Origin of the sequence: Rahnella victoriana (assembly GCF_004330295.1) — a bacterium.
GTDB classification, from domain to species: domain Bacteria; phylum Pseudomonadota; class Gammaproteobacteria; order Enterobacterales; family Enterobacteriaceae; genus Rahnella; species Rahnella victoriana.
Map to the genome: position 1 here is coordinate 13,145 of NZ_SJOJ01000005.1, position 25,220 is coordinate 38,364.

Annotated in this window: 23 protein-coding genes; 13 read left to right on the top strand and 10 right to left on the bottom strand. The window is 53.3% G+C overall.

The features are described from left to right. The first annotated feature begins 32 nt into the window (after positions 1 to 32). Both EYY67_RS05605 and EYY67_RS05610 read left to right on the top strand, forming a co-directional pair. Entirely contained in the window at positions 33 to 1,163 is a 1,131-nt protein-coding gene (locus tag EYY67_RS05605; RefSeq protein ID WP_131693016.1) for a hypothetical protein, read from the top strand. Between the two features lie 113 nt (positions 1,164 to 1,276). Then, the gene (locus tag EYY67_RS05610) at positions 1,277 to 2,335 is read left to right on the top strand and encodes a hypothetical protein (RefSeq protein WP_131693017.1); all 1,059 of its coding nucleotides are present in this window, start codon (positions 1,277 to 1,279) and stop codon (positions 2,333 to 2,335) included. Between the two features lie 84 nt (positions 2,336 to 2,419). On the opposite strand, the gene EYY67_RS05615 is transcribed toward EYY67_RS05610, so the two are convergent. Further along, complete coding sequence (locus EYY67_RS05615; RefSeq protein ID WP_131693018.1) at positions 2,420 to 3,265, bottom strand: EAL domain-containing protein; 846 nt, start codon at positions 3,263 to 3,265, stop codon at positions 2,420 to 2,422. Positions 3,266 to 3,812: 547 nt separating this feature from the next. On the opposite strand from EYY67_RS05615, the gene EYY67_RS05620 reads away from it, so the two are divergent. After that, positions 3,813 to 4,310, top strand: a complete 498-nt coding sequence (locus tag EYY67_RS05620; protein WP_131693019.1) for a helix-turn-helix domain-containing protein — start codon at positions 3,813 to 3,815, stop codon at positions 4,308 to 4,310. A gap of 95 nt (positions 4,311 to 4,405) precedes the next feature. After that, on the top strand, positions 4,406 to 5,503 hold the full coding sequence (locus tag EYY67_RS05625) for a pectate lyase family protein (protein WP_131693020.1): 1,098 nt from the start codon (positions 4,406 to 4,408) through the stop codon (positions 5,501 to 5,503). A 46-nt stretch (positions 5,504 to 5,549) separates the two neighbouring features. Here EYY67_RS05625 and EYY67_RS05630 read toward each other — a convergent pair whose 3' ends face one another. Continuing rightward, positions 5,550 to 7,001 carry a metal-dependent hydrolase family protein gene (locus EYY67_RS05630; protein ID WP_095925625.1) on the bottom strand — a complete coding sequence of 484 codons (1,452 nt, stop codon included), beginning with the start codon at positions 6,999 to 7,001 and terminating at the stop codon, positions 5,550 to 5,552. Positions 7,002 to 7,151: 150 nt separating this feature from the next. Between EYY67_RS05630 and EYY67_RS05635 the strand changes: the two genes are divergently transcribed. Then, entirely contained in the window at positions 7,152 to 8,588 is a 1,437-nt protein-coding gene (locus tag EYY67_RS05635) for a glycoside hydrolase family 1 protein (protein ID WP_131693021.1), read from the top strand. Positions 8,589 to 8,688: 100 nt separating this feature from the next. Here EYY67_RS05635 and EYY67_RS05640 read toward each other — a convergent pair whose 3' ends face one another. Further along, positions 8,689 to 9,582: a LysR family transcriptional regulator gene (locus EYY67_RS05640; RefSeq protein ID WP_131693022.1), complete on the bottom strand. Its 894-nt coding sequence runs from the start codon at positions 9,580 to 9,582 to the stop codon at positions 8,689 to 8,691. A gap of 312 nt (positions 9,583 to 9,894) precedes the next feature. Here EYY67_RS05640 and EYY67_RS05645 point away from each other — a divergent pair, with 312 nt between their 5' ends. The 6 genes from EYY67_RS05645 (at position 9,895) to EYY67_RS05670 (ending at position 15,098) form a co-directional block, all read left to right on the top strand. Then, complete coding sequence (locus tag EYY67_RS05645; RefSeq protein ID WP_131693023.1) at positions 9,895 to 11,874, top strand: alkyl/aryl-sulfatase; 1,980 nt, start codon at positions 9,895 to 9,897, stop codon at positions 11,872 to 11,874. A gap of 141 nt (positions 11,875 to 12,015) precedes the next feature. After that, complete coding sequence (gene yajD / locus EYY67_RS05650) at positions 12,016 to 12,363, top strand: HNH nuclease YajD (protein ID WP_095925628.1); 348 nt, start codon at positions 12,016 to 12,018, stop codon at positions 12,361 to 12,363. Between the two features lie 95 nt (positions 12,364 to 12,458). Then, positions 12,459 to 13,379, top strand: a complete 921-nt coding sequence (locus EYY67_RS05655; RefSeq protein ID WP_095925629.1) for a LysR family transcriptional regulator — start codon at positions 12,459 to 12,461, stop codon at positions 13,377 to 13,379. Positions 13,380 to 13,501: 122 nt separating this feature from the next. After that, a complete protein-coding gene (locus EYY67_RS05660; protein WP_037035512.1) occupies positions 13,502 to 13,699 on the top strand; it encodes a tautomerase family protein in 198 nt (65 codons plus the stop codon). 120 nt (positions 13,700 to 13,819) lie between these two features. Beyond that, complete coding sequence (locus tag EYY67_RS05665; protein ID WP_242675578.1) at positions 13,820 to 14,176, top strand: putative quinol monooxygenase; 357 nt, start codon at positions 13,820 to 13,822, stop codon at positions 14,174 to 14,176. 25 nt (positions 14,177 to 14,201) lie between these two features. Further along, positions 14,202 to 15,098: an alpha/beta fold hydrolase gene (locus EYY67_RS05670; RefSeq protein WP_131693024.1), complete on the top strand. Its 897-nt coding sequence runs from the start codon at positions 14,202 to 14,204 to the stop codon at positions 15,096 to 15,098. 124 nt (positions 15,099 to 15,222) lie between these two features. Here the strand turns inward: EYY67_RS05670 and EYY67_RS05675 are convergent, their stop codons facing one another. The 3 genes from EYY67_RS05675 to umuC all read right to left on the bottom strand — a co-directional run bounded on the left by EYY67_RS05675 (position 15,223) and on the right by umuC (position 17,962). Next, on the bottom strand, positions 15,223 to 15,702 hold the full coding sequence (locus EYY67_RS05675; RefSeq protein ID WP_095925631.1) for an Hcp family type VI secretion system effector: 480 nt from the start codon (positions 15,700 to 15,702) through the stop codon (positions 15,223 to 15,225). Positions 15,703 to 15,939: 237 nt separating this feature from the next. Then, positions 15,940 to 16,590, bottom strand: coding sequence for a hypothetical protein (locus EYY67_RS05680; RefSeq protein WP_131693025.1), 651 nt, complete (start codon positions 16,588 to 16,590; stop codon positions 15,940 to 15,942). 109 nt (positions 16,591 to 16,699) lie between these two features. Further along, positions 16,700 to 17,962, bottom strand: coding sequence for a translesion error-prone DNA polymerase V subunit UmuC (gene umuC / locus EYY67_RS05685; protein ID WP_095925633.1), 1,263 nt, complete (start codon positions 17,960 to 17,962; stop codon positions 16,700 to 16,702). 250 nt (positions 17,963 to 18,212) lie between these two features. On the opposite strand from umuC, the gene EYY67_RS05690 reads away from it, so the two are divergent. After that, positions 18,213 to 19,901 carry a sensor histidine kinase gene (locus EYY67_RS05690; RefSeq protein ID WP_131693026.1) on the top strand — a complete coding sequence of 563 codons (1,689 nt, stop codon included), beginning with the start codon at positions 18,213 to 18,215 and terminating at the stop codon, positions 19,899 to 19,901. Then, the gene (gene btsR, locus EYY67_RS05695; protein WP_095925635.1) at positions 19,895 to 20,614 is read left to right on the top strand and encodes a two-component system response regulator BtsR; all 720 of its coding nucleotides are present in this window, start codon (positions 19,895 to 19,897) and stop codon (positions 20,612 to 20,614) included. The genes EYY67_RS05690 and btsR overlap by 7 nt, the downstream gene beginning before the upstream one ends. Before the next feature lie 30 nt (positions 20,615 to 20,644). Here btsR and yjiA read toward each other — a convergent pair whose 3' ends face one another. The 4 genes from yjiA to EYY67_RS05715 form a co-directional block, all read right to left on the bottom strand. Then, a complete protein-coding gene (yjiA, locus tag EYY67_RS05700; protein ID WP_131693027.1) occupies positions 20,645 to 21,607 on the bottom strand; it encodes a GTPase in 963 nt (320 codons plus the stop codon). 13 nt (positions 21,608 to 21,620) lie between these two features. Further along, the gene (locus tag EYY67_RS05705; protein WP_014341854.1) at positions 21,621 to 21,824 is read right to left on the bottom strand and encodes a YbdD/YjiX family protein; all 204 of its coding nucleotides are present in this window, start codon (positions 21,822 to 21,824) and stop codon (positions 21,621 to 21,623) included. Positions 21,825 to 21,883: 59 nt separating this feature from the next. Next, positions 21,884 to 24,037 carry a carbon starvation CstA family protein gene (locus tag EYY67_RS05710; protein ID WP_131693028.1) on the bottom strand — a complete coding sequence of 718 codons (2,154 nt, stop codon included), beginning with the start codon at positions 24,035 to 24,037 and terminating at the stop codon, positions 21,884 to 21,886. 322 nt (positions 24,038 to 24,359) lie between these two features. After that, positions 24,360 to 25,205 carry an MBL fold metallo-hydrolase gene (locus EYY67_RS05715; protein WP_131693029.1) on the bottom strand — a complete coding sequence of 282 codons (846 nt, stop codon included), beginning with the start codon at positions 25,203 to 25,205 and terminating at the stop codon, positions 24,360 to 24,362. Positions 25,206 to 25,220: the final 15 nt, after the last annotated feature.

A 25,220-nucleotide genomic window follows, 5' to 3' on the forward strand; every position in this document is an offset into this window, starting at 1 on the left:
ATTTTCAATCCCTCATTTCTTAAGGAGCTGTGATGACAGCAAGGATGTTTTTAGGTGCCCTGACCCTTTTCTGGGGAGTGAACAGCGCCGCGCTTGAACTCAAATCCGGGTATCAGGTGGTCAGTGACGTGGTCAATACCCGGCTGACATGGACCGACGGCGATACCATTCCGGGCAACAAACCGGGCTGGTATTACTCACAAAACGTAGTGCCCTTTATGGCATCAGGTGTCGCGGGCACCGTGGTGGTTTCCCCCGTGCCGGTGCCCAGCGCGGAATGCGCATCGATGTATCCGATGAAATCCTATGACGGCTATCGCGGTTATGAGATTTCTCCCGGCATTCTGATGATCCCGTTCGGTTCCATATCCGGTCAGATTGTCATTAATTCCGGGACCATGAACCCGACTACCACCGGTGGTACGTTTATCCCTAACGGCGCGCCGGATCTGAACACCGTGTCGTCCGCGTCATGGGACAAATCCGGCAAAGGCAGCGGCGACGTCAGTGTTCGTACCGACTGTCTGGGGGTGATGACCACCTTTAACCAGTCATTTGGCGCGGTGGAAATGAACAGCGGCGGCGGCTCGCAGTCGGCGATGGGTTACGGCGTCTATGTGCAGCCGGGAGCCGCCAAAATGGCAGCAAAAACCGTTTATGCACAGGCCGCGCGTGGCTACCGCTGGAACGTCACCCCGGCGACCTTTGACCGGCGCATCCTGTCGCTGGCGTGGAGTGGCATGGACTGCACGGTGAATTCAACGCCTGCGATTGCCTTCGGTGATGTCACGCCGGATGACCGCAAGGTCGCGGTGAACTCCTCGGTGGATGTGACGTGTAGTAATCCTTCCGGCACCGCGCTGCCGGTGTCCTATTCGGTAACGCCGAAAACACAGGCCGGTGACCATTTCAGCATCCCGATGAAGTCGGCCAGCGGCACCGTTGACGGCGATGTACGCGGTTTTCTGGGCGCATCCGCGACGACAGAAGCCGGTTGTGCAGACCGCAATTCCTCACTGCCGATGGACGGCACCAAAATCAGCCTGCACACGGTCACTACCAGCACGAACTGGTCTGATCCGCTGGTCTGGGTGTTATGCCCGCGGACGACCGCAGAACCCGGTCCTGCCACGGCGGCGGTGACGCTTGACATGAGCTGGTAATCAACCTCATCGGGCCAGATTGCAGGCTCTACAAAATTGTTGATATAGGAAATAAGATGTCTGTTTTTAAGCGTTTTTTGGCGCAAGCCTTTCGTCGATGCGGGATCCAATGCATGGCCGCTATTGCACTGTTATCTTGTCAGGCGGCATTCGCGGTGAATCTCCCGCAGGGTTATACCCGTCTCGGCACCTGGACGCCGACCATCAACGGTACGGCTCATGGACCTTACGCTAGCTCCACCGCTCTGACATACGGATGGGGCTGGAAACTATCGGCCTGGCAAACCACGCCAAATGACAGTAATGGTGCAACCTGCTCAATAGCGGGCCTGCCCTACACCACGGTAGACGGTTGGTCGGGATACGAGATCCAAAAGGGCGTATTAATTGTCCTGACCGGCAGTCTGAACGCGACGACCATTACGGCGACGCCGACCGGCAACGCCAACGTGGTCACCGACACCTATTCCGCCACCTGGGACAGTAAAGGAGCCATCATCACTGACTGGCAGACACCCGGCACCGCGTCGCATTGTGCGGCGATAAAGCGTCCGATCAGCGGCAACTTCTTCATTCTTGACGGGTCTAGCACTTCGATGAATGTTTCGTACGGGGTGTATGTTTCACCAGGTGCCGCGGCAGGCCCGTTGCCCACAACCTATCTGCAACTGCATAAAACCAGTGGAAATAACAGACAGTCGCTACTGAGCTTCAGTGATCTGGTCGTGGCCAAAACGCAATGTTCGATGAACACTGCGGCGGTCGTGCCATTCGGTGACGTGACGCCGGGTCAGGCAACGGACGGCAAGGGGATTGCGGTACAGTCTTCGCTGAATGTGAACTGTACTCACGACGCCGGTGCCAGCGCCGATATCACCTATTCCGTGACACCCAAAACGCAGGCCGGTGATGATTATACGCTGCCGATGATCTCGACCGCAGGCGGCGGTATTGCGGGGGATATCCGTGGCTTTATGGGCGCAAACGCCAGCGCAGAGGCCGGATGTACCACCAAAGGCTCGTCCATGCGTATGGATAGCAGCAAAGCGACGTTGCGCACGGTGTCTTCCACGCAGTCCTGGTCTGACAATCTGGTGTGGGTGTTGTGTCCGCGCCCGACGGCAGAACCCGGCCCGGCCACGGCGGCGGCGACCCTGGATATCAACTGGTAACACACCTTCATTACGGATAACAAAAAAGGCGGACTGCATCAGAGCAGCCCGCCTTTTTTTGTGGCGTGAGATGAAAAGAGCGTCTCAGCGCAGGGGAAGCGGCTCCATCAGCTGATGAAAGAACACTGACGCCTCCACGGGGCGGGAGAAGAAATAGCCCTGAAAATGACTGACGCCCATCGCCGCCAGCGTTTCCCATTGTGACCGGGTTTCCACCCCTTCAGCGATGGTCAGACAATGCAGTTCGCGGGCGATAGCGACAATGTTGCGCACAATGGCGGCTTTACTGCGGTCGGTTTCAATCCCGCAGGTGAACAGTTTGTCGATCTTGATATAACGCGGCTGAAACAGCATCAGGTAATGATAATTCGAATTTCCCGTACCGAAATCATCCATAGAAAGGTGGACACCCAGACCTTCCAGTTTTTCGCACAATTCCTGCAACAGATCGGATCCGGTCACGGCTTGCCTTTCGGTAATTTCCAGACCGATGCATAAATCGGGCAGCCCGGTTTGCTGCATAAAGCGCTGGCAGGCGAGAAGAATGTCGTGATTTTCAAAATCCTTCGCGGCAACGTTAAAGAATAACGTGGTGTCAGGGCGGTAAATAAACGCCGTTGAGATGATGGTGCGGGCCACCGACTGAATACCGTAGGCGGTAATGCGGGAAATAAGACCGCTTTGCTCCGCCAGCGGAATAAAACACTCCGGGGAGATATTCCCCAGCGCAGGATGTTTCCATCGCATCAGCACTTCGCCGGCCACGGTATTTCCTGTGCGGGCATCCACAATCGGCTGAATAAACGGAATGAGTTGATTTTTATTGATTGCCCGGCGAAGCATAAAAAGCAGTGCGTGGCGTTGTCGCAGATATTTGCAAAACAGGCCAGACCGCAGGGCGGCAGAAAACATCTGATTAAAAAGACGCATAACGCACCGCAAAGTAAAAGTAAGGGCAGTGGTTTTAAAGCATTCCGTCTAAATAAATAATAAACAACTTTCCGTAATGCGGTTATTTCAGAGAGAGGCTACAGGCGTAGTCTCCGGCGTACATAAAAATAATCCGATACTGATGTTGGTCATTTGTTAACAGTGTAAAATTCACCCTAATCTGAAACGATAAAACGACGGCGACAATCAGGTATTTTCCCTAAGAAAATTCCATTTTTGGTTTTTTCTCAAGTTATGACTATCAAATCATCGCAGATCATTAAGAAAAACCTATTTATCACGGCGTTTCTAAATGTTGAAGTTATCGCGCATTGCGGTGTTTTGTGTGGTTATCAGATGGTTTTGCAGTGTTGTTTATGGTTGATAGCAAAAAAGTCAGCGTATGTGAATAGTTTTAACGGTTCAGAAAATGGCCGGTGCATTAGGGGTGTCATAAATTTGTAGTTTCTGTAAATTTTATAAAAGCAAACCACAGTATTTAATGACGTAAGAATACATAAAAGGACAGTTCAGAAAGGGAAGTTATATGGATTTATCAAACTCCGTAATTTCTGACGATTATTTTTTCATCCTCGGCCTGAGTGCGCTGTTGTCACGCGAGCTGATTGATGAAAATTATTATATCGTGGATGTGGAGACGACAAATCATTTGCAGGCCAGCCCCTGTTTATTCCAGGACAGAAAAGTTTTTGCCTTTATATCCAGTGATCTCGATTATTACACGCACTGCCATCTGGAGAATGTGACGTTTATTGACCGGCGTACGCCGGTAAAAGAAGTGCTGTCCTGTCTGCTGGTGGATAATGCGCGGTTTAATTACCGGGTCAGGCATCCTTTATCCGGCCGGGAAAAGGAAGTGTTACTCGGTATGCAGAACGGGCTGAGTACCCATGAGATAGGCGAAAGGCTGGGCATGAATATCAAAACATTTTATGCCCACCGCACCCGTCTGATTAATAAATTACAGGTCGGAAATCGTATTGCGTTATACAAAAATATTGCCAGGCACAGAGCAATAGCCTGACGCTTTTTCGGATTGAAAGACAGATGAATGAAAAGCGTCAGGATGAAAAGCAGTGGTCACCCTCATTTTTATTTCCATAAAAAGGAGTTGTCCCGATGAAATCAATACATCATATTCCACCGCATGAACCCTGGTCTGACACCCCTTCCGGCTGGGCCTCTGAAACGGGCGGCACGACCGGCGGGGGCGAAAGGCCCGTCCTCAGTTATTACGTGACCAATATCGAAGAACTGCGGGAGGCGCTCAACGAGTCCGGCGACCATCACAAATGCATCTGGGTTGGCGGTGTGATTGACGCCAGCGGCGGTTCGCCTTATCTCAACCGGCAGGATCAGTCGCGGCGGGGACGGATATTCATCAGCAGCAATACCACGCTGATAGGTATCGATCAGAATGCGAAGTTTATCGAAAGCGCGCTGATCGTTCAGGATGTCCACAATGTCATTATCCACAACCTGTTTATCGAAAATCCGGTGGATGTCGACCCGCAGTTTGAAGAGGGTGACGGCTGGAACGCCGAATGGGACGGGCTGAGCATTATCCGCGCCCATCATGTCTGGGTCAGTAATGTGGCCTTCAGTGACGGGCGTTTCACCATGGACATGTACAAAATTGTCGATGGCTGGAAATACGTGCAGCATGATGGCGCGTTAGACATCAAGCGGGCGTCGGATTACATCACCGTCTCGCGTTGCTTCTTTACGCTGCATGATAAAACAATCCTGATTGGCCACAGCGACGGCAATGACGCGGAAGACAGCGGCAAATTGCGCGTCACCTTCCATGACAATGTCTTTCACCGCATCGTGCAGCGCACGCCGCGCGTGCGGTTTGGCGACATTCATCTTTATAACAACCTGTTCGACAATGATGTCGCGGATCCGATTTACAAATACCAGTACAGCTTTGGTATCGGTAAAGACTCCCGCACGCTGTCGGAGCTGAATGTGTTTAATGTGAAAGGGCTGACCGATCACTGCAAATTATATAAAGGCTTTGGCGGCGAATATCTGCATGACGCGGAGTCAGTGTTCAACTGTACACGGGGGGATTTTAACGGCTGCGGTTTCAACCACACGTCTGTTCTGCGTCCGCCGTACTGTTATTTCCCGCAACGGGAACTGACGGAAGAGGTGCAAAACGCCCTGCGGGAAGCCGCCGGTAACGTGCATAATTACCGTATCTGGGTGTGATTCTCCGCCGTGATGCCCCGTACCGCAGGGCATCACGGCGATGTTTTTACAGCGTATTTTTGAGGATCTCCCCGTCTTTGACGATCACGCGAAACGCCTCTTCCGGCTGCGCAATCAGATCGATATCCGTCAGCGGATCGCCTGCCACCACAATCATATCGGCATACGCCCCGGCTTCTATGACGCCAATTTTCCCCGGATAAGGATTGCGCGGGCCGGACAGGGCGCATAATTGGGCATTCACACTGGTGGCCATTTTCAGAATTTCCGGCGGCGTATACCAGCGTTTCAGTTTGGCTAACTGCGCGCCCTGACGGGTGGCGAGCCGGGCGTCAAACAAGGTGTCCGTGCCCCAGGCGGTGTCGATCTGATATTTTTTTGCCAGTTGATAGGCCGTGTCAGTGCCTGCCGACATCACCCGCTGCTTGGCGCGTGACGCCGGAGTGGCCATCGGCACGGCATCTTCATCGTTCAGGAAAGGTTGCAGACACCACCAGATGTGCTGTTTCGCCATCTGCTGCACGGTTTCCTCATCCACCAGCTGACCGTGTTCAATGCACTTCACGCCGCCTTTTATCGCCATAGTCACCGCCCGCGCGGTATACGCATGCACCGTGACGTACGTTCCCCAGTTTTCAGCCGCGGTGACGGCGGCCTGAATCTCCGCCACCGATCCTTCGGTGACATCAATGCCGTCATACAGGGACGCCACGCCGCCGCCCGCCATAAATTTCACCTGCGATGCGCCGCGCATAAGCTGTTCCCGCGCGCGCAGCAGCACCTGATCGGCACCGTCGGCAATCGCCGTAATGCCCACCCGTTCGATATAACTCAGGCTGTCTCCCGGCGCACGCGGCACTTCATGCAGCAGGCGAAAATCGCCGTGCCCGCCGGTTTGCGAGATAAAGGCGCCGGAAGGATAGATGCGCGGTCCGGCGGTGATGCGTTCGTCAATCGCCCGTTTCAGACCAAAAACCGGCCCGCCCATATCCCGCACGGTGGTAAAGCCGCGCAGCACCGTCGCCTTGGCCTCTGCAATCGCCAGCGCCTGGATATAACTGAAGTCAGCGGTCATGGCGGTCATCATCGACGGGCGGGCCATGATGGCGTGCCAGTGGGCATCAATCAGCCCCGGCATCAGCACGCCGCCCGCCCCGTCAATGACGTCAATTCCGGCGGGCAGCGGCGTCCCCGCAGGCTCAACGGCGTTGATTTTATTGCCTTCGACAATGACCTGTAGCCCTTCGCGCAGGGCATCGGACATCCCGTCAAAAATACGCACGTTGATAAAGGCTTTCAGCGGCGCAGACGGAGCCGGGTTTTCGTCGTGTGGCGAACTGGCGTCGGACAGGGCAGCGGAAACCGTCGCGGCGGTGATCGGCGGGGCTTTTGCCGCTTCCTCTGTCAGCACGGTATTGATACGTCTGAACGCGGGGCTGTGACACAGACAGGCCTCAGAATGTTCATGGAGAGGGTAGATCAACGATATTTGTGGCATAACGCAACGCTCCTCATCGGATGCACGGATGTCATCAACGTATTGTATTCAGACGTAAAGTTAAGAAATAAATATAGCCGTCAATTATATGAGTTGTATTATCAGTTCATTGAATCAATAAGTTAATGGATTTTTTCAAGGAGAGTGGTGATGAAAGCGAAATTTCCGCAAGGTTTTATGTGGGGCGGGGCGACGGCGGCGAATCAGGTTGAAGGCGCTTACGATCAGGATGGCAAAGGCTTGTCGATTGTGGATGCCATTCCCGGCGGCAAGGCGCGCTTAAGTATTGTTTCCTCGCCGGAATTCGATTTCACGCTGGATAGCGAAAAGTACACCTATCCGAACCACAAGGGCATCGATCACTATCACCGTTTTCAGGAAGATATCGCCCTGTTTGCCGAGATGGGGTTCAGGTGTTACCGCTTTTCTATCGCCTGGACGCGCATCTACCCGAACGGTATTGAACAGCAGCCGAACGAAGCGGGGCTGAAACATTATGACGCGGTGATCGACGCCTGTATCGCCCATGGCATTGAGCCGGTGATCACGATTTCCCACTATGAAATGCCGCTGCATCTGGCGACGGCGTTTGGCGGCTGGAAAAACCGCGAACTGATCGGCCACTTCGAACGCTTTGCCCGCACGGTGCTGACCCGCTTTGGTCATAAAGTGAAATACTGGATGACCTTTAACGAGATCAACAGCGCGGCGCATTTCCCGATCATGAGTCAGGGGCTGACGGTGAAAACCGGCGCGCTGGAGGCGCAGGCCAAATATCAGGCGTGGCATAACCAGTTTGTCGCCAGCAGTCTGGCGGTGAAAATCGCCCACGAAACGCGTGCAGAAATTCAGATCGGCTGCATGATCCTGTTTGCGACAAATTATGCCTACGACTGCAATCCGGTGAACCAGCTCGAAACCCTGAAAGAGACGCAGGCGTTTAACTTCTACTGCGCCGACGTGCAGGCGGGCGGCAAATATCCGTACTACGCGAAACGTCTGTGGCAGTCGCAGGGCGTCGAACTGGATATTCAGCCGGGCGATCTGGAGCTGATTAAACAGCATACGGTGGATTACATCGGTTTCAGTTATTACATGTCATCGACCATCAATAAAACCAATCCGGATGCCGTCTCCGCGCAGGGTAATCTGCTGGGCGGCGCACGAAACCCGTTCCTTGAGGCCAGCGACTGGGGATGGGAAATCGATCCGGTGGGGCTGCGTATCGCCCTCAACCAGCTGTACGACCGTTATCAGAAGCCGCTGTTCATCGTGGAAAACGGTCTGGGCGCGGTGGATAAACCGGATGAAAACCACTTTATCGCCGACGATTACCGCATCAACTATCTGCGTCAGCATATTGAGGCGATGGCCGAAGCCATTGAAGACGGCGTCGAGCTGATGGGTTACACCCCGTGGGGCTGTATCGATCTGGTGAGTATGTCCACCGGCGAAATGAGCAAACGCTACGGCCTGATTTATGTCGATCTCGATGACAACATTTCCGGCACCGGCAACCGCTACAAAAAGAAATCTTTCCACTGGTATCAGAAGGTGATCAGCACCAACGGCGCGGATATTCGCTGACGCCGTCTGCTCTTCGCCGCATTCCCGCCCGGCTGGCGTAAACGAAAACGGCGACACAGTAAAACGTGTCGCCGTTTTGTCTTCAGCGCTTCTCCGGCGCTTAACCGGAATAACGCAGGGTATCAATCATCAGCGCGAAGGCGGGCGGATGCTGTTTCCGGCTCGGGTAATACAGATAATAGCCGGGAAATTCAGGGCACCATTCCTGCAAGACCTGCACCAGTTCGCCGGATTTTACCTGATCCACAATCGTGTCTTCCGGCACACAGGCAATACCAAAACCGGACAGCGCCGCATCGATTCGTTCGGACAGCAGGTTAAAGGTCAGTTGCCCTTCCACCCTGACCTTCAGCGGTTTGTTGTCCTTTTCAAACTCCCAGTGATAGACGCCCCCGGCGGTCGGCAAACGCATATTGATGCAGCGGTGATGTTGCAGTTCATGCGGCGTCTGCGGGATACCCTGTTGCGCAAAATACGCCGGCGCGCCGACAATCGCCATGCGCATATCCGGCCCGATCCTGACCGCCACCATGTCTTTATCGATACTTTCGCCAAGGCGCACACCGGCATCAAAACGGCCATCCACGATATTCACAAATCCATTATCCACCACCAGCTCAATGCTGATTTCCGGGTATTGCTTTAAAAACGGTTTCAGTTTGGGCCACAGCAGGCAGCGCGCCGAGTGTTCGCCCGCAGACAGTTTGATATTGCCGGAGGCCGACCCGTTCAGCTGGATCACCGCTTGCAGTTCCTGCTCCAGATCCGCCAGACGGGGTTCCAGGCAGGCGATAATTTTCTCACCGGCTTCGGTCGGTGCCACGCTTCGGGTGGTGCGGGTCAGCAGGCGCAGGTTTAAACGTTCTTCCAGAGCCCTTACCGCGTGGCTGAGCGCCGACTGAGAAACACCCAGCTTTCCCGCCGCCCGGGTAAAACTTCGCTCTCTCGCCACGACGAGGAAAATTTGCAGCTCATTGAAGTTCTCTTTCAGCACGGAGGCTTTCCTTAAATTGACGGTAACAGCGTAAACAGCACTTATGAAAGCCGTTCATAGATGCATCCATTTTAGCCCGATTTCCGTTATGAATGGCAGGGGTTATCCTTTCCGCCGCACAGGCTGTAATAAATATCGCAAAAAGATAAATCTTAAAATTTTTATGTGGATAAGTTGCGATATGTAACATCTCTATTATCTTTTTTAAGAGTCATAAAAATTAATCCGGCGGCGCTGTACCCCGTGTGAGGCAGAGCGGCGGATTAATGACCCGATTCCCAACAGGGAATGATTACTTTTTGAGGATAAGGAATGAAACTTAAATTGATAGTCAAAAGTCTTGCTCTGGCAGGGCTGCTTTCATCCACAACGCTCACACCGCTCTATGCACAGGTTGCCCCGAAGGACGCCACGGCAGCCACCAAACAAGCCAATGACGCGCTTTATAATCAGCTTCCGTTCTCTGACAACACCGATTTTACCAATGCCCATAAAGGATTCATTGCGGCAATCCCGGCTGATGTGATCAAAGGGGAGCAGGGCAATGTGGTCTGGGATCCGCAGAAATATGCCTTTATCAAGGAAGGCGATAAAGCGCCGGACAGCGTGAATCCCAGCCTCTGGCGACAATCTCAGTTAATCAATATCAGCGGTCTGTTTGAAGTGACCGACGGCGTGTACCAGATCCGCAACCTCGATCTTTCCAATATGACCATTATTGAAGGGAAAGAAGGGATTACGGTGGTTGACCCCTTAGTGTCGGCAGAAACGGCAAAAGTGGGCATGGATTTATACTATAAAAATCGTGGCAAAAAACCGGTGGTCGCGGTGATTTATACCCACAGCCACGTTGACCACTACGGTGGCGTGCGCGGCGTGGTTGACGAAGCGGATGTGAAATCCGGCAAGGTGAAAATTTATGCCCCGGCCGGATTTATGGATGAAGCGGTGTCCGAAAACATCATGGCCGGTAACGTCATGAGCCGCCGCGCCAGTTATATGTACGGCAACCTGCTGCAACCCGATGCGAAAGGACAGGTCGGTGCCGGGCTGGGGACAACCACCTCTGCCGGGACCGTCACGCTGATCGCGCCGACCAACTACATCACCAAAACCGGCCAGAAAGAGACCATCGACGGGCTGACCTACGATTTCATGATGGCGCCGGGTTCGGAAGCGCCTTCCGAGATGCTGTGGTATGTCGAAGAGAAAAAAATGATCGAAGCGGCAGAGGATATTACTCATACGCTGCATAACACCTACTCGCTGCGCGGGGCAAAAATTCGTGATCCGCTGGCGTGGTCAAAATACATAAACGATGCGATCAACCGCTGGGGCGATAAAGCGGAAATTATTATGGCGCAGCACCACTGGCCAACCTGGGGTAACGATAACGTCGTTAAGCTGATGAAAAGCCAGCGCGATATGTACCGCTACATCAACGACCAGACCCTGCGTCTGGCCAATACCGGCCTGACCCGTGATGAAATTGCGGCGAACTTCAAACTGCCGGATGGCTTAGCCAAAACCTGGGCCAGCCGCGGCTATTACGGCTCTGTCAGTCACGACGTCAAAGCCACCTATGTGCTGTATCTCGGCTGGTTTGACGGCAACCCGGCCACACTGGATGAACTGCCACCGGAAGAAGCCGCGAAGAAATTCGTCGATTACATGGGCGGAGCGGACAATATCCTGAAAAAAGCCAAAGAGGACTTTGATCAGGGGAATTACCGCTGGGTGGCGCAGGTGGTCAGCAAAGTGGTCTTTGCCGATCCGAATAACGAGGCGGCACGTCACCTCGAGGCGGATGCGCTGGAGCAGTTAGGCTATCAGGCGGAGTCTGGTCCGTGGCGTAACTTCTATCTGACCGGCGCGCAGGAACTGCGTAACGGCGTGCAAAAACTGCCAACGCCGAACACGGCCAGCCCGGATACGGTTAAAGCGATGTCGCCGGAGATGTTCTTCGACTACCTCGGCGTGCATATCAACGGCGAGAAAGCGGCGAATGCGAAGGCGGTATTTAACGTCGATCTGGGCAGTGACGGCGGCAAGTACAAGCTGGAGCTGGAAAATGGCGTGCTGAACCATACGGCGAATGCCGAAGCGAAAGACGCCGATGCCACCATTGTGCTGAACCGCGACACCCTGAATAAAATCATCCTGAAGGAAGAGACTCTGAAACAGGCTGAAGATAAAGGGGATGTGAAGGTGACCGGCAACGGTGCCAAACTGGACGAGATGCTGGGATACATGGATAAGTTTGAGTTCTGGTTCAATATCGTCACACCGTAATCTGTCTCTCCCTGTGGCATCCCCGCCACAGGGAGTTTCCTGCATTCACTTCCTGCTTTGCCATTTCTCCTTCTGTTCCCTTATGAGATATATTAGGCGCACTTTCGTTAAACGATCTCTCTATCACAGGTAACATCGGCAATGGCTCTGATCCCAAAAAACTATGCGCGGCTGGAAAGCGGCTACCGCGAGAAGGCCCTTAAAATCTATCCGTGGGTCTGCGGACGCTGCACGCGGGAATTTGTGTATTCAAACCTGCGGGAGTTAACGGTTCACCATATCGATCACGACCACACCAACAACCCGGAAGACGGCAGTAACTGGGAACTGTTGTGTCTGTATTGCCACGACCACGAACACTCGAAATACACCGAAGCTGACCAGTACGGCACCCGCGTGGTGGCAGGCGAGGACGCGCAAAACGATGTTGAGGCGGCGACGTACAATCCTTTTGCTGATTTGAAATCGATGTTTGATAAGAAGAAGTAAGGGCGGGGGCAGCTTGTGGGGGCTGCCGTTGTCGGCAATTTTACGTTAAGACTATACGTTAAAGTATCCTCTTGATTTTCATTCAGGCGCCTGTGATGTCAACCGTGATTTCTACCGAATCTTTTAGCAACATCGTCCATTTTGTGACGGCGGCAAACTCAGGCAGTTTTACCGAAGCCGCTGAGCAACTGGGCGTGTCGAAATCGGCCATCGGCAAAAGTATTCAGCGGCTTGAGCATAACCTCGGCATCACGCTCTTTCATCGCACCACCCGTAAAATCAGCCTGACGACCGAGGGCGAAGCCTATCTGGTCAGTTGTCAGAGTGCGCTTGAAACCCTGCAAATGGCAGAGCTGGCGCTGCGTTCAAAACTGACTGAACCCACCGGCACCGTGAGGATCGATCTGCCTGCGGCCTTTGGTCGTTCGGTGATGATGCCGGTGCTGATGGACATGACAAAACGCTATCCTCATCTGAAACTGACCATCACCTTTAACGACCGCATTATTGACCCGCTGGATATGGGTTTCGACCTCGCTATCCGTTTTGGTCCGGTGAAAGACACCACCGATCTCATCGCCCGTAAACTCAACGATCAGCATCTGATTATTTGCGCCTCTCCTGACTATATCTCGACTTACGGCACCCCTGACACGCTGTCCGATCTGGCACATCACCGCTGCATTCTGGCCTGGCGTGGTGGAGCGCCGCTTAGCTGGCGGATCCGTGATGAGGGCGGGAAGGAGATCAGGCTTAAACCCGTGCCTTTTCATCAAATCAGTGATGGCGATGCAATGATTGATGCCTGCATTGCCGGAGCCGGTTTAATTCAGTTTCCCGAAGCGTTACTGCGCCCGCATATTCAGAATGGCAGGTTAGTGCCGCTGCTGAGCACCTGCAATCCCGCGCCCACCGAACTCAATGTGATATGGCCGCGCGCCCGGCATTTGCTGCCCGGCGTTCGCTTTATTATTGATGAGTTAATTGCGTTAGCCGCGCAGAAAGCCTTCGAATGATTGTAGACTCCAGTTCTACACTCTGTCCTCTTTTAGCCTGTTTATCCACCTAAGCTATCCGCGTAGGATTTCTTCAACGTCAGCCTGACTGACCTTTTATCCATTTCTGAAGGAGTTCTGCCATGCCTGTAGTCAATATCCAGATGTTTGAAGGCCGTGATGAGGCTAAACCTGCTATCGCTAAAGCGGTGACCGACGCTATCGCTACTCACGCCAACGTCGATCCCCAATATGTCTATGTCATTTTCAACGACGTCACCACCGACAACTGGGCAATCTCAGGTGAGCTTTTTTCTGAAACACTGAAAAAATCGAGCTGACATCCGGCGTTTCTTGATCATATCCGCCGTTGTGCTCCGCGCATAACGGCCTGTTCCTCCTGCAGGGAATGTCTCCCGCTCCTCTTTGCCCGCTTTCCTGCTGCCCTGACTTTGGAAATCATGATGAAAAATGAAATCACCTGCGTGTTTAACCTGGCCGTCAGTGACGGACAATTCCCTGCATTTAAAGAATTAGTATCACGCGTGGTGGACGCCACCCGTAAAGAGCCCGGCACGCTGAGTTATGTCTATAGCATGAGTGACGATCAGAAAACGACCCACATCGTCGAGCGTTACCGTCAGGAAGATCTGGTGAGCCATGTTGATCACACCTTCGCACCTTTTGCCGAAACCTTTCTCTCGTTAGTTACCATCACCAGCCTGACGGTTTATGGCGAACCCGATGATGAAATCCGCAAACGGTTAGATCCGTTTGGTGCCGTGTATATGACCCCCTTTGACGGATTTACCCGTTAACGCCCTGAATCGTATAGGTATGTTAATGAATAAAATATTCATCAGTCTTTTCGCACTTTGCCTGTCGGCAATAACCGTACATGCTGCCGAAATACCGCCAAATCAACCTTTGCATTGGTTCGGACAGCAACCGGATAGCTACCAGAGCGCCACCCCTTACGGCAACAATGCCGGGGCCGGACATTATGTGCAGTCGGGTGACGCTAAAATTTATTATGAAGTTTATGGATCGGGTGAACCGGTTGTGCTTCTGCACGGCGGAGTCGTGGGTTCGATGGCAGAAATGGGTGAGTTTGCTGACAAACTTAAAAACGATCATCTTGTCATTATGGTGAATACCCGTGGACACGGAAAATCGGACATCGGCACCGTCATGCCAGACTATCAACAAAAGGCTAAAGATCTGCATGAGGTGCTTTCTGCCTTAAATATTTCAAAAACAGATGTTATCGGTTTTAGTGATGGTGCTTATACGGGGTATCAGTTTGCAGCCGATTATCCGCGACAGATTAACAAACTGGTGGCGATAGGTGCGGGTGAATGGAAGAAGGGCTTTGTGCAAGGCGGGCGTAAAGATCGAAGTGCTCCTTTGCAGTCTGTTATTGATCTCGATCCGCGGTACTGGGCAGAGCAAGCACAAATACGGCCGCAACCCGATAAAATGAAAGAATGGTTCAAACAAGCTAATCAGCAATACGATCAGACCACCGTCGGCAAGCCACTCTTTGACGCTATTCATGCGCCAGTGCTTGTCATGGCAGGGGAAAAGGATATCAATGCGCCCCTGGATACGGTGATTGCTGCCTATAAAATGCTGCCCAATGCGCGTCTCGCCATTATTCCTGATGCCCCACATCCTGCTTTTACCGTCAATTTCGATGCGGTATGGGCGGGTATCAGGCCGTTTTTAGCGGGCAAATAAACCGGGTATTGCCGGACAGCATCAGTGCGGATGCTGTCCCTTATATCAGGCCATAACCCTAAACTTTTGCTGCCACCAGTTCCTCAAATCGCGTCGTATACGCCGGTGCCCCAGAGGATAGGTATTACGCCACAGGGCGGTTATTCCATGTGTCCTTGTAGAGGATATTACCGTCACAGCATTTCCATGTGATGCTTTCGTAACGTAGCTGAAGATTTTCGAAGTGCGTTCCTGTCTGGCCGCCGGGGTATAAATTAGGTGTAATCGCCACGACCTTCACGTTTTCTAAAATAATATTGAAATACTCGACTTCATTACCGGCCTCAGTAATTTGATACATTTTTATTGTTGCTGATTGAAACGTCGCACCCTGGCATAACGCACGATATAAAAGGGGTGTCGTTTTATCAAATTCCTTCTGTAGCGTTATCGGCGAGTGAACCCGTGTCCCCGTTAGCCGGCCTGTATGTTGGTCTGTTGGAATGTTCACATTATGGTTTACTGACCTAAGTTCGATAGCGCCAAGTCTGCCAGAAACTAATGAATTGCCGACAACAGGTGAGCCGTTTTCATCGACCAACCATAGGTATGCTGGGTTTGACATATTACATCCTTATAAATTAAGTATGATGGATCTAATAATTAGCGGGGGTGAAATCTATTTAACCATTTTGCTAAAACATAAATAACGAAGGCGACGATAAGAATCGATATTATCCGTTCCGGCCAGCTATCAAAATAGAAAATACATGCCATAGAGAGCCAGAATGCAGCGCCTCCCAACAAGGCTCCCGTAAAGCCCAGTATATTATCTACAATTTTCCGTTTTAATCGGGATAGTTTAAACATGAGCATTCACTTTAGATTCAACAAGATCGAGGATGGATTTGAACGCAGTGACACCCTGATTTCTACGTGTAATCAGGGCATCAACAAATGGCTTCAGTGCCGGTTCGAACATAAAATAGAGTAAGTCATAATTTTTTACCCTCAGAGCTTCATACACCTCGGGTTCATCGACACTGAGCTTTTCCGAGGTTCTGATACAGAGTTCTGTCATACCTCCGGCGAGCAGGATGTTACCAATCAAACCACCCCGGAATGCGATGTATACTGATGCCTGCCCGCAAATGGCCGTTGCTATTTTACCTGATATGAGTGAATTGGCTGCTGTACGTCCTGCGAGTGAAAAAATAGCACGACTATATATTTTATTTTGTTGGCTCTCTGAGGCGTATTTGTTAAATTTTTCAAATACTGTCTGTATCGCTTCAATGATTCGATCATAATTAAGAATGCCGTTATCAATAGCCTGAATTATTCTTATGGTTTCGGTTTGGTTCGAGTATCGGGATCCTGAATCAATATAACCGTAAGCTAAATATCCTAAGTCCACAGGAACTGAAAGTACACCGTGAATGAACCCGATAGCACTGTCAGGCGAGATAATGATATCTGCGATGCGTGTGGCAATTTCCTCAACATGACTCATATTAATTCCCTTTATTATTCCTATCCTTTTGTAAGGGTATGGCGTCACAGTCACAAAGACAATATAGGTTCCTCACATTTCTTTCTTTTTCATTTTTATGGTGAAAAAACTATTTCACTTTCAATAATTCACTGAATCGCGTCGTATACGCCGGTGACAGCATGTCGCGTTTCATCGCCCAGCCGCGCTGGATCCCCTGACCGGCAAACCAGACTTTGCCGGTGCCTTTTTTGTGGATCTCATCCAGCGTTGCCATCAGTTGTTCGCTGTTTTTTCGTGGCTGATATTCATCGAATAAATTGAGCTGGGCGACGCCCTGACTGAAAAAGTCGCCCAGCATCACGCCGCCTTTCTGATAGCGATAGCCGGGTTGCCAGATCTGGTCGAGGCAGCGCACGGCGGCGCTGAGAATATCGCGGCTGTCCTGCGTCGGCGTCATGAGTTTGATCCCGGCATGAGGGCTGTAATAGGGGACGTTGGCGTCGTGCGGACTGGTTTTCACAAACGCCGACACATAGCGGCAATACTGATGCTCAGCGCGCAGTTTCTCGGCGGCGCGCACCGCGTAGTTGCAGATGGCTTCGCGCATGTCCTGATAGTCCGTGATGCGTTCGCCGAAAGAGCGTGAGCAGATGATCTGCTGTTTGGTCGGCACCGACTCCTCAAAGGCCAGACACGACTCGCCGCGCAGTTCGCGCACGGTGCGTTCCAGCACCACGCTGAAATGCTTGCGGATCAGGGCAGAAGGGCAGTCAGCCAGTTGCAGCGCGGTGGTGATCCCCAGCATGTTGAGTTTTTTGCTGATGCGCCGCCCGACGCCCCAGACTTCACTGACATCCACTTTTCCCATCAGGATGCGCTGATGGTCCGTGCGTGATAAATCGACCACGCCATGCGTCCCTTTCCACTTTTTCGCCGCAAAGTTGGCCAGTTTGGCCAGCGTTTTGGTGGGCGCAATGCCGACACCCACCATCAGGTGATTCTCCTTCCAGATCTTATCCTGCACTTGCTTACCGAACGCCGCCAGCGACATGCAGTTATCGATATTCGTGATATCCAGAAACGCCTCGTCGATGGAATAGATATCCACTGCGGGTGCCAGCAGTTCCAGCGAAGTCATTACCCGGCTGGACATGTCGGCGTACAGCGCGTAGTTGGATGAAAACACCGCCACGTTATGACGCCGGATGGTGTCACGCACTTTGAAAAAAGGTGCCCCCATCTCGATTTGTGCCTGTTTGGCGAGGGCATTGCGGGCAATGACGCAGCCGTCGTTATTCGACAAGACAATCACCGGCCGTCCGCGCAGATCCGGGCGGAATATGGTTTCGCAACTCGCGTAAAAGGAGTTCACATCAACGAGGGCAAACATGGTGGTGCGACCGCTGTAAGGAGTTCATTTTAGATACCCATAAGATACTGTTCATGCATACAGTATAATCATGAGTAAGGGGAAGAGAAAAGTCCTAATGCGTTGTTGCTGCTATCTTGCTGACGGCGAAGGAAAGAAAATGTTTTGTAAGAAACGGCCCGGGCTGGCGCGGATTCTTCGGGCGGGGTCAAGGTAAAAAGTATCTCAGCACGTTATATTGCCCGCTTGTTGGATTTTGGACACTTTGGGAATGTACGAGTTTAATCTGGTTCTGCTGTTGTTACAGCAGATGTGCGTGTTTTTGGTGATCGCCTGGCTGATGAGTAAAACGCGGTTATTTATTCCGCTGGTTCAGGTCACGGTTCGCCTGCCGCATAAATTATTGTGCTATATCACCTTTTCTATTTTTTGCATCATGGGCACCTATTTCGGCCTGCATATCGAGGATTCTATCGCCAATACCCGTGCCATCGGCGCGGTGATGGGCGGGTTGCTTGGCGGGCCGGTGGTCGGCGGTCTGGTCGGTCTGACCGGCGGCATCCACCGGTATTCGATGGGCGGCATGACGGCGCTGAGTTGCATGATTTCCACCATCGCCGAGGGATTATTAGGCGGTCTGATACACAGCATTTTGATCAAACGCGGCCGCATCGATAAGGTGTTTAATCCGCTGGTGGCGGCCGGGGTGACGTTCGTCGCTGAGATCCTGCAAATGGTGATCATCCTGCTGATCGCCCGTCCGTTTAACGATGCGCTCCATCTGGTCAGCAACATTGCCGCGCCGATGATGGTCACCAATACGCTCGGTGCCGCGATGTTTATGCGCATTCTGCTGGATAAGCGGGCGATGTTCGAAAAATATACTTCGGCGTTTTCAGCCACGGCGCTGAAAGTGGCGGCCTCGACGGAAGGGATTTTGCGGCGCGGCTTTAACGAAGAAAACAGCATGAAGGTGGCGCAGGTGCTGCTGAAAGAGCTGGATATCGGCGCGGTGGCGATCACCGATCGCGAGAAATTGCTGGCCTTTACCGGTATCGGCGACGATCACCATCTGGTAGGCAAACCCATCGCCTCAGAGTATACCTGGCGCGCCATCGAGAACGATGAAGTGGTGTATGCCGACGGCAACGAGATGCCGTACCGCTGCTCGTTGCATCCCAATTGCAAACTGGGTTCCACGCTGGTGATCCCGCTGCGTGGCGAAAATCAGCGGGTGATTGGCACCATCAAGTTGTACGAAGTGCGTAACCGGCTGTTCAGTTCCATCAACCGCACGCTGGGCGAGGGGATTGCCCAGTTGCTGTCGGCGCAGATCCTCGCCGGGAAATTTGAGCAGCAAAAAGCCCTGCTGGCGCAGTCGGAGATCAAACTGCTGCACGCGCAGGTCAATCCGCACTTCTTATTTAATGCCCTCAATACCCTGATGGCGGTGATCCGCCACGACAGCGATAAGGCCGGACAACTGGTTCAGTATCTGTCGACTTTCTTTCGCAAAAATCTCAAACGTTCCTCTGAAATCGTCACCCTGGCCGATGAGCTGGAGCATGTGAATGCCTATCTGCAAATCGAACTGGCCCGGTTTTCGTCCCGGCTCAACGTGGATTTACAGGTGCCGGATGAATTCTCTTTTCACAAACTTCCCGCTTTTACCCTGCAACCGCTGGTGGAAAATGCCATTAAACACGGCACTTCGCAGTTGCTGAGTAACGGCAATATTATTATTCGTGCTTACCGTGAAGGGCCGCGGGTGATCGTCGAAGTGGAAGATAATGCCGGGCTGTATCAGCCGGAAGAAAGCGGCGACGGATTAGGCATGAGTCTGGTCGATAAGCGTCTGCGGGCGCGCTTTGGCGACGATTTCGGCATTACCGTCAGCTGTAAACCTGATGATTTTACCCGCGTGACGTTACGTCTGCCGGTTGAGGGAGCGACATGTTAAGAGTTCTGATTGTTGATGATGAGCCGCTGGCGCTGGAGAACTTACGTTTACAGCTACAGGATGAAAGCGACATCGAGATTGTCGGCGAATGTACCAACGCCATTGAAGCCATCGGTATGATCCACAAAATCCGCCCGGACATTGTGTTTCTGGATATCCAGATGCCGCGCATCAGCGGGCTGGAAATGGTCGGTATGCTCGATCAGCAGCACCGCCCGCATATCGTTTTTCTGACCGCCTTTGAGGAATATGCCGTGCAGGCGTTCGAGCAGTGCGCGTTTGACTATCTGCTCAAGCCGATCCAGACGGCGCGGCTGCAAAAAACGCTGGGTCGTCTGCGTCAGGGTTATCAGGGCCAGGATGTCACGCAGTTGCCGCAATACCAGCAGCCGCTGAAGTTTATTCCGTGCATCAGCAGCAACCGTATCTGGCTGTTGCAGATGGAGGATGTGGCCTTTGTCAGCAGCCGGGTGGGCGGGGTGTATGTGACGCGGCAGGATGGCAAAGAAACCTTCACCGAACTGACCTTACGCACGCTGGAAGTGCGCACGCCATTGTTACGTTGTCACCGGCAGTATCTGGTAAACATGGATTATTTGCAGGAAATCCGCCTGGAGGATAAGAATCAGGCGGAACTGTTATTGCGCGATGGTCAGGTGGTGCCGGTCAGCCGTCGCTATCTGAAATCCTTAAAGGAGACGGTGGGGCTGTAAACCCCGCCGCTTTTCTTTTGGACACAGGACTCAGGCCGGTCGCAGCCGGTCAAAGGCTTCGCGGATTTGCGTTTCAGGTAACTGCACGCCGATGAAAACCAGTGCGCTGCGGCGCGTTTCGTCCGGCTGCCACGGGCGATCCCAGTCCGCACTGTACAGCCGCTGCACGCCCTGAAACAGCAGGCGGCACGGCTGGTCTGCTATCCATAACATCCCTTTATAGCGCAGCAGGTTATCGGCAAAACTGGCCAGCAACTCTTCCATCACGGCGGAAACCGCCGTCAGGCCGACCGGATAATCCAGTTCGACCACAATCGAAGAAACGGCGTTTTGCTGCGGCGCGAGGCGGTGGAATAACGGTTTTACCGCGAGCACGTTTTCTTCGAGCATAAATCCACGGGTATCGAACAACAGCGCCGGATCGATATCACCCTGAACCATGTTATATACCGGCGCGCGGGCGTTGATGCGTTGCAACCGCGCGGTCAGTTCAGGATTGTCACCGGCCACATCCGTTTTGGTCAGCAGGATACGGTCGGCATAACCAATCTGCGACTGCGCCAGCGGAAACTGATCCAGCTGCGACATGGCATGTACCGCGTCCACCAGCGTGATCACGCCATCTAACACATACCGCTCGCAGATGACGTCATGGGCGAAAAAGGCCTGCAGGATCGGGCCGGGATCGGCCATGCCGGTGCATTCAATCATCAGCCGGTCAAACTGCACGTCGCCTTTATCCACGCTGTCGAGCAGATCCAGTAACGCCGCTTCCAGCTCGCCCGAACGGGTGCAGCAGATGCAGCCGTTAGACAGCGTGGTGATGCGGGTCGCCCGGTCGCCAATCAGCTGGTTATCGAGGGGCATTTCGCCAAACTCATTCTCGATCACCGCAATTTTTATCTCCTGCTGCGTATGCAAAATCTGGCGCAGGAGCGTGGTTTTTCCGGCTCCCAGAAAACCGGTTAATACTGTGACTGCAATCGGATCCATCGTTGTGCTCCTCTTAACAACAGCGCATTCCGCCTTTACCGTCCCCGCCGTAACGCGCCTGCTGGCGCTCGCGGAAAAACTCTTCATAGGTCATCGGCGTGGTATCCGGGTGGTTGGTCTGCATATGCAGAACGTAAGTGTCGTAATCCGGTATGCCCACCAGCATACGCGCGGCCTGACCGAGGTATTTCTTCGCCGCACCTAAGTTGTCAAACATACGTACTCCTCTGAATTCTGTGAAAAAGCCCCGCGTGTGCGGGGCTTTCAGGTAAACGGTTAGTGCCCGGAGGAGATTTTAATCCCTTCCGCCGGAACCGGCACATAAGGCGTTTCCTTATCGGTACGCTTATCGGTTTTACGTGCCTCAAGGCAGGCGCGGATACCGTAGAAAATGATGCTGTACACCACAATCAGGAACAGAATACTCAGCCCGGCGTTGGTGTAGTTGTTGATCACAATGTGATGCATATTGCTGATCTGCTCCGGTGTCAGGCTCTCGCCGCCAGCAGCAATGCGTTCTTTATACTGACCGGCCATGTAGAAGAAGCCTTCCATCTGCGCATTGGTGCTGAACAGTTTCAGCCCCAGCGCCCAGGTGGTGCAGATCAGCAGCCAGATGGCGGGCACCATGGTGACCCAGATGTACTTCGTGCGTTTCATTTTCACCAGCACCACGGTGGCGAGGATCAGCGCGACGGCAGCCAGCATCTGGTTTGAGATGCCGAACAGCGGCCACAGGCTTTTCACGCCACCCAGCGGATCGACCACGCCCTGATACAGCAGATAACCCCACAGCCCGACGCAGCCTGCGGTGCCGATAATCCCGGCGATCAGCGAGTCGGTTTTTTTCAGGAACGGCACAAAGTTACCCAGTAAATCCTGCAACATAAAGCGGCCGGAACGCGTACCCGCATCCAGCGCGGTCAGGATGAACAGCGCTTCAAACAGAATGCCGAAGTGATACCAGAAGCCCATATCCGCCAGCGGCATGATTTTGTGGAACACATGCGCAATACCTACGGCAAGCGTTGGTGCGCCACCGGCACGGTTCAGCACTGAGGGTTCGCCGATGTCTTTCGCGGTTTGCATAATCTGCTCAGGCGAGATCACAAATCCCCATGAACTGACGGTTGCCGCCGCGTGCGCCGTGACGTCTTTCAGCTGCGCCAGAATCATCGGTGCATTATCGCCGCCCAGTTCGTGCAGGTTTGGCATGGTAATGCCCAGACCGGCTGGCGGCGTATTCATGGCGAAGTATAAACCCGGCTCGATGATCGAGGCCGCGACCAGCGCCATTACCGCCACAAAGGATTCCATCAGCATCGCGCCGTAACCGATAAACCGTGCATCGGTTTCGCAGGCCAGCAGTTTAGGCGTGGTGCCGGAGGCGATCAGCGCGTGGAAACCGGACACCGCACCGCAGGCGATGGTGATAAACAGGAACGGGAACAGTGCGCCTTTCCACAACGGACCTGTGCCGTCGATGTACTGGGTCAGGGCAGGCATTTTCAGTTCAGGATTGAGGATCACGATGCCGATCGCCAGCCCGACGATCACGCCGATTTTCAGGAACGTGGCCAGATAGTCACGCGGTGCCAGAATCAGCCACACCGGCAACAGGGCAGAGACAAAGGCATAACCAATCAGGGTAAAAGTGATGGTGGTGTCTTTGAAGGTCAGCGCCGGACCCCAGTAAGGATCGCTGGCGATCACGCCGCCGAAATAGATTGAAGCGACCAGCAGAACCACGCCAATCACCGAGATCTCACCCACGCGACCCGGCCGGATAAAGCGCATGTAGATGCCCATAAACAGGGCGATCGGCACCGTCGAACAGACGGTAAACACGCCCCACGGGCTTTCTGCCAGCGCTTTCACCACGATTAAGGCCAGCACCGCCAGAATAATAATCATGATCAGGAAACAGCCGAACAGGGCAATGGTGCCCGGCACCGGCCCCATCTCTTCTTTGATCATCTCGCCCAGAGACGCGCCGTTACGGCGTGAAGAGATAAACAGCACCATAAAGTCCTGCACCGCACCGGCCAGCACCACACCGGCCAGCAACCACAGCACACCCGGCAGATAGCCCATTTGCGCGGCAAGCACCGGACCGACTAACGGACCGGCACCGGCGATGGCGGCAAAGTGGTGACCGAACAGCACATTGCGGTTGGTCGGCACATAGTTCAGACCGTCGTTGTTCACCACGGCAGGCGTGGAGCGCGACGGGTCAAGTTTCATGACCTTTTGCGCGATATACAGGCTGTAATAACGATAGGCCACCAGATAAACCGACACGGAGGCCACGACGATCCATAACGCACTGATGTGTTCACCCCGCCGCAGGGCGACGACGCCCAGACAGCAGGCACCGAGGATCGCAACAATCATCCACGGTAAGTGCCTGAAGAAAGCTTTTTTATTCATAAATAACCCGGTTATTTTAAAAGACTGACGAAAAACCCTTCTCTGTTTGGTTTAATTGAGGAATGGCTGGCAGAGAAGTGGGATCTGTTTTATTGCGGCTATAGGGTGCCAAAATCAGCGGTGCAAAGGCGGGAAACCTGATTAGCGGTCACAGAGGGAGATAAACGGTAATAACACGGATTAAGCGGCAAACGACGGCATGAATGCCGGGAAATCTGTGAGTCAGATCACGTGGAGAGACTCAGCCCCTGCGCAGGAACTGAGCCTGAAAAGTCTGAGGGGGGCTTTTATCAGGCGAAAAGCCCGTCACCGGCACTAAAAATCATCCCCGCCCGTGCTGATGTAAGGTATATCCCCCGTCACAGCAGTCGCGGATCTTGCCCATTCCCGAGACGTGCGGACCGGCGATCAGCGTCTCTTCAGTGGCAAGCTGTGCCAGCAATTTCACGCGGGTCGCCAGCGCCTGCGGCGGATCCATATCAAATCCGATGCTCCAGTGCGGATAGCGCAACTGCAACAGGGTCGAATGCACCACGTCTCCCCAGATAAGCAAACGCTGGCCACCGCCGGTGATCTCAATCCCACTGTGGCCGGGGGTGTGCCCGTGCAGCGGCACCAGCCGGACACCGGGAAGCACCTCTGCGTTGGCCGCCACTGTTTTCACCGCGCCTTCATATGCCCGTAACACCGAAGCAATCAGGGCGAAAAGCCCCGATGTGACCAGATGCGGATAATCTTCCTGCGACGTCGCGCGGGTCCAGAATGTCAGCTCTTCCTCTGAAATATACAATGTGGCCTGCGGATAAAGCGGCATGCCGTCTTGCGTGATCAGCCCGCCAATATGATCTTCATGCAGATGGGACAGGATAATCCCTCCGACCTGATCCAGCGTGAACCCGGCGTTTTGCAGTGCGGCCGATGCCCTGCCGAATCGCGGACCGAGTTCACGACCGCAACCGGCATCAATCAGCCACAACTGATCCTCTTTTTTCAGGGCAAAGGCGTTAATGGGTTCCGGCGATGGCCCGGTCGCAGGCAAACCCACGCTTTTATACAGTGCTTCGCCCTCAGCGGATTTGGATGCGGGGATAAAATCCGTGTCGCAGAGAAAAATTCCGTCCTGCAATGTAATGAGGGTGAAGTCCCCGATCTGATGTTGTTCAATCATAAAATGCTCCTTGTC